4 protein-coding genes are annotated in these 4391 nt (G+C 69.2%); 3 read left to right on the forward strand and 1 reads right to left on the reverse strand.

Annotated features, from left to right (window positions below; translation table 11 throughout):
* A partial coding sequence (locus FUT87_RS19895) for an efflux RND transporter periplasmic adaptor subunit (RefSeq protein WP_255511933.1) occupies positions 1-871 on the reverse strand: 871 nt, incomplete at its 3' end.
* A gap of 278 nt (positions 872-1149) precedes the next feature.
* Between FUT87_RS19895 and FUT87_RS30940 the strand changes: the two genes are divergently transcribed.
* The 3 genes from FUT87_RS30940 to FUT87_RS19910 all read left to right on the forward strand — a co-directional run.
* Complete coding sequence (locus tag FUT87_RS30940; RefSeq protein WP_147242146.1) at positions 1150-1428, forward strand: TetR family transcriptional regulator; 279 nt, start codon at positions 1150-1152, stop codon at positions 1426-1428.
* Positions 1428-1880 carry a TetR family transcriptional regulator C-terminal domain-containing protein gene (locus FUT87_RS30945; RefSeq protein ID WP_147242147.1) on the forward strand — a complete coding sequence of 151 codons (453 nt, stop codon included), beginning with the start codon at positions 1428-1430 and terminating at the stop codon, positions 1878-1880. The genes FUT87_RS30940 and FUT87_RS30945 overlap by 1 nt, the downstream gene beginning before the upstream one ends.
* 136 nt (positions 1881-2016) lie before the next feature.
* Positions 2017-4391: YgiQ family radical SAM protein (locus tag FUT87_RS19910; RefSeq protein WP_404935423.1), on the forward strand; the 2375-nt coding region annotated here is incomplete at its 3' end.

A 4391-nucleotide genomic window follows, 5' to 3' on the forward strand; every position in this document is an offset into this window, starting at 1 on the left:
CGGGCAGCAGCAGGCCGTCGGGGTTGGGCACCTCGGCGCGCAGCGTCACCTGGCCGGAGGTCGGATCGACGCTCAGGTCGGTGAACAGCAGCTTGCCGGTGCGCGGGTAGACAGTGCCGTCGTCGCCGACGACCTCGACCTGCGCCGCATTCGCGCCCGCGCTGCGCAGCTGGCCCGCGGCCAGCGCGCGGCGCATCGCCTGCACCTCGTTGGCCGACTGCGTGAAGTTGACGTAGACGCTGCTGACCTGCTGGATCAGCGCGAGCTGCGTCGCGTCGGACGCGCCGACCAGCGCGCCCTCGGTCACCAGCGCGCGGCCGATGCGGCCCGAGATCGGCGCGTACACGTGGGCGTAGTCCAGGCTCAGCTTGGCCTGCACGACGGCGGCCTTGGCGGCGGCCACGTCGGCCGCGGCGGCCTTGGCGGTCGCCACCGAGGTGATGTATTCCTGCTGGCTGATTGCCTTCGCGTCGGCCAGCGGCTTGTTGCGCGCGGCCTGCGCGGCGGCCTGCGCCTCGTTGGCCTGCGCCTTGGCCAGGTTGGCATTGGCGCTGTCGAACTGCGCCTGGTACGGCGCCGGGTCGATCAGGAACAGCGCCTGGCCGGCCTTGACCTCCGAGCCTTCGGTGAAGAGCCGCTTGAGCACCACGCCGTTGACGCGCGCCCGGACCTGCGCGGTGCGCAGCGCCTCGACCCGGCCCGGCAGCTCGGTCTGCAGCGCGACCGCCTGCTGGCCCACCGTGACCACGCCGACATTGGCCGGCGGCATCCCACCGCCGCCCGGGCCGCCCTTGCCGGCCGCCGCCTCGTCCTTGCCGCAGGCGGTCAGCACCGCCGCGATCGAGATCACCAGCGGCAGCAGGTAGAGCATGCGCGCGCCGGCCTTCAGGCTCGGGCGCTCCGACCCCGGCGTTGCTTTTGTCAGAGGGGTAGACATCACGATGGGATTCCTCTCGCAGTACAGATCAGTTCTTCGGATGAGCGGCCCGGCGCGATGTCGCCAGGCGGGAGATCGGCGGCCGCTTCCGGCAAGCCCGGGCCCTCCCCGCCACGACGCCTGGCGCCGTCACGGTTCGACCCAAAGTCGCGCAGTATATACATACATTCATGCATGTATGTTTCTGGAACGTGCTTCTACAATCGCGCCCCATGGCCCGCCGAACCAAACAAGAAGCCCAGGAAACCCGCGCCCGCCTGCTGGACGCCGCGGAGCAGCTGTTCCATGAACGCGGCGTCTCGCGCACCTCGCTGCAGGACATCGCGCAGGCCGCCGGCGTGACGCGTGGCGCCGTCTACTGGCACTTCGAGGACAAGGTCCAGCTCTTCAACGCGATGATGGAACGCGCCACCATGCCGCTGGAGGAGGACTTCGAGGCCTCGGTCTCGCCCGGTCCGGACGGCCATTGGACGACTTGCGGCTGCGCCTGATGAACGTCATGCACTGCGCCGCGTTCAACGCTCGCACACGCCGCGCCTTCGAGATCGCCAACACGCGGGTCGAGTTCGTCGGCGAAATGGCCACCGTGCGCGAGCGCAAGGTCGCCGCGCACCGCGAATGGACCGGCCACAACCGCGAGGCCTTCGAGCGCGCCAAGGCGCTGGGCCAGCTGCCGGCGGAGGTGGACTCGCAGCAGGCGGCGATCGGTCTGATGGCGCTGGTGGGCGGGCTGCTGCACCACTGGATGCTGGATCCGGAGGCCTTCGACCTGATCGAGGTCGGGCAGGCGCGGCTGGAGCATTACCTCTCCTCCTTGACGGTGGCGGTGCCGAACCGCTTCGCCCCGCTGACCGCCGCCGAGCGCGGCGCGCTGGGGCGCCAGCCGGTGTGCTCGGCCAATCGGGCGGAAGACGACCGCAGCGACGACGGCGACGACCACTGAACGTCGGCGGACGCGGCCGTCCATCGTCGCGATTAACCGTTAATCCGGTGGAAAGCCCTGCATTTGGGCAGGGTCCCCTGAGGGAAATCCCAGGGTGCGGCGACAATAGCCGGTTGCCCACGCCCGAGCCGCCGCCGTGTCCATCGCTCCCCCGCCCACCCGTCCGCTGTCCGATCTGAAGAAGACCGGCCAGAAGGCGCTGACCGCTTACCGCCCGTTCTGGGCCAAGCGCTTCGGCCCCGCGCCCTTTCTGCCGATGTCCCGCGAGGAAATGACCCAGCTGGGCTGGGACAGCTGCGACATCATCATCGTCAGCGGCGACGCCTACGTGGACCACCCCAGCTTCGGCATGGCGGTGATCGGGCGCACGCTGGAGGCGCAGGGATTCCGGGTCGGGATCATCGCGCAGCCGGACTGGAATTCGGCGGATCCGTTCCGGGCCCTGGGCAAACCGAACCTGTTCTTCGGCGTGGCGGCCGGCAACATGGATTCGATGATCAACCACTACACGGCCGACCGGAAGATCCGCTCGGACGACGCCTACACGCCGGGCGGCGCCGCGGGCAAGCGGCCGGACCGCGCGACGCTGGTCTACACGCAGCGCTGCAAGGAGGCGTTCAAGGACGTCCCCGTGATCATCGGCGGCATCGAGGCCTCGCTGCGGCGCATCGCGCATTACGACTACTGGCAGGACAAGGTCCGGCGCTCGATCCTGGTGGATTCGAAGGCCGACCTGCTCGTCTACGGCAACGCCGAGCGCGCGATCATCGAGATCGCCCACCGCCTGGCGCAGAAGAAACCCATCGAATCGATCACCGACGTGCGCGGCACCGCCTTCATGCGCAAGCCCGACGACGCGTCGCTGGACGGCTGGTTCGAGATCGACTCCACCGAGGTCGACGCGCCCGGCAAGATCGATGCGCTGCTCAGCCCCTACATGACGACCGAGGAAGCGGCCGCCGACCAGGGCACGGATTGCTCGAAGCAGCAGGCGCAGGCCGCGGGCGCGGATGGTGCCACCGCGGGTGCGGCAGCTCCGGCGGCGGCCGGCATGCCGGAGATCAAGCCGATCAAGATCGTCCGCCAGACGCTGGCGAAGAACGGCAGCGACGGCCGAGCGCTCGTGACGCCGCGCGACCGAACCGTGATCCGCCTGCCCGCCTACGAGCAGGTCAAGAGCGATCCGGTCCTCTACGCCCACGCCAACCGCGTGCTGCACCTGGAGACCAACCCGGGCAACGCCCGCGCGCTGGTGCAGCGGCATTCGTCGGGCGGCGTCGACCGCGACGTCTGGCTGAACCCACCGCCGATCCCGCTGACGACGGTCGAGATGGACCACGTCTTCGACCTGCCCTATGCGCGCAGCCCGCACCCGGTCTATGCCGACGAGAACGGCAGCCACGACCACGGCACCAAGATCCCGGCGTGGGAAATGATCCGCTTCAGCGTGAACATCATGCGCGGCTGCTTCGGCGGCTGCACCTTCTGCTCGATCACCGAGCACGAGGGCCGCGTGATCCAGAGCCGCAGCGAGGACTCGATCATTCGCGAGATCGAGGACATCCGCGACAAGGTCAAGGGCTTCACCGGGATCATCTCGGACCTGGGCGGCCCGACGGCCAACATGTGGCACATCGGCTGCAAGAGCCCCGAGATCGAGGCCGCCTGCCGCAAGCCCAGTTGCGTCTATCCGGGCATCTGCCCCAACCTGCACACCGACCACGGCCCGCTGATCAAGCTGTACCGCCGCGCGCGGGCGCTGCGCGGGGTGAAGAAGATCCTGATCGGCTCGGGCCTGCGCTATGACCTGGCGATCGAATCGCCCGAGTACATCCAGGAGCTGGTGACGCACCACGTCGGCGGCTACCTGAAGATCGCGCCCGAGCACACCGAGGGCGGCCCGCTGTCCAAGATGATGAAGCCGGGCATCGGCACCTACGACCGCTTCAAGCAGCTGTTCGAGCAGGCCAGCGCCGCCGCCGGCAAGAAGCAGTTCTTGATTCCCTACTTCATCGCCGCGCATCCGGGCACGGCCGACGAGGACATGATGAACCTGGCGCTCTGGCTCAAGCGCAACGGCTTCCGCGCCGACCAGGTGCAGACCTTCTACCCGAGCCCGATGGCCACGGCCACGGCGATGTACCACTCGGGCAAGAACCCGCTGAAGAAGGTGACGCGGGACAGCGAGCCGGTCGACATCGTCAAGGGCGAGCGCCGGCGACGCCTGCACAAGGCCTTCCTGCGCTACCACGACCCGAACAACTGGCCGCTGCTGCGCGAGGCGCTCAAGGACATGGGCCGCGCCGACCTGATCGGCAACGGCAAGCATCACCTGATCCCGACCTTCCAGCCCACGGGCACGGACGGCGGCTACGAGTCGGCGCGCCGGAAGAACTCGACGAACGCGGGGCAGAAGGTCGCGCCGAACAAGCCGCGCGCCGGCCAGCTGCTCACGCAGCACACCGGCCTGCCGCCGCGCGAGGGCTTCGAGACGGTCTTCGCGCGCAGCAC

It is taken from the genome of Mitsuaria sp. TWR114 (assembly GCF_007997345.1).

What these genes read in the sequence shown, in the direction of transcription:
- FUT87_RS30945 (WP_147242147.1), top strand. Translation starts at nt 1,428, where the DNA reads ATGAACGTCATGCACTGCGCCGCGTTCAACGCTCGCACACGCCGCGCC.
- FUT87_RS30940 (WP_147242146.1), top strand. Translation starts at nt 1,150, where the DNA reads ATGGCCCGCCGAACCAAACAAGAAGCCCAGGAAACCCGCGCCCGCCTG.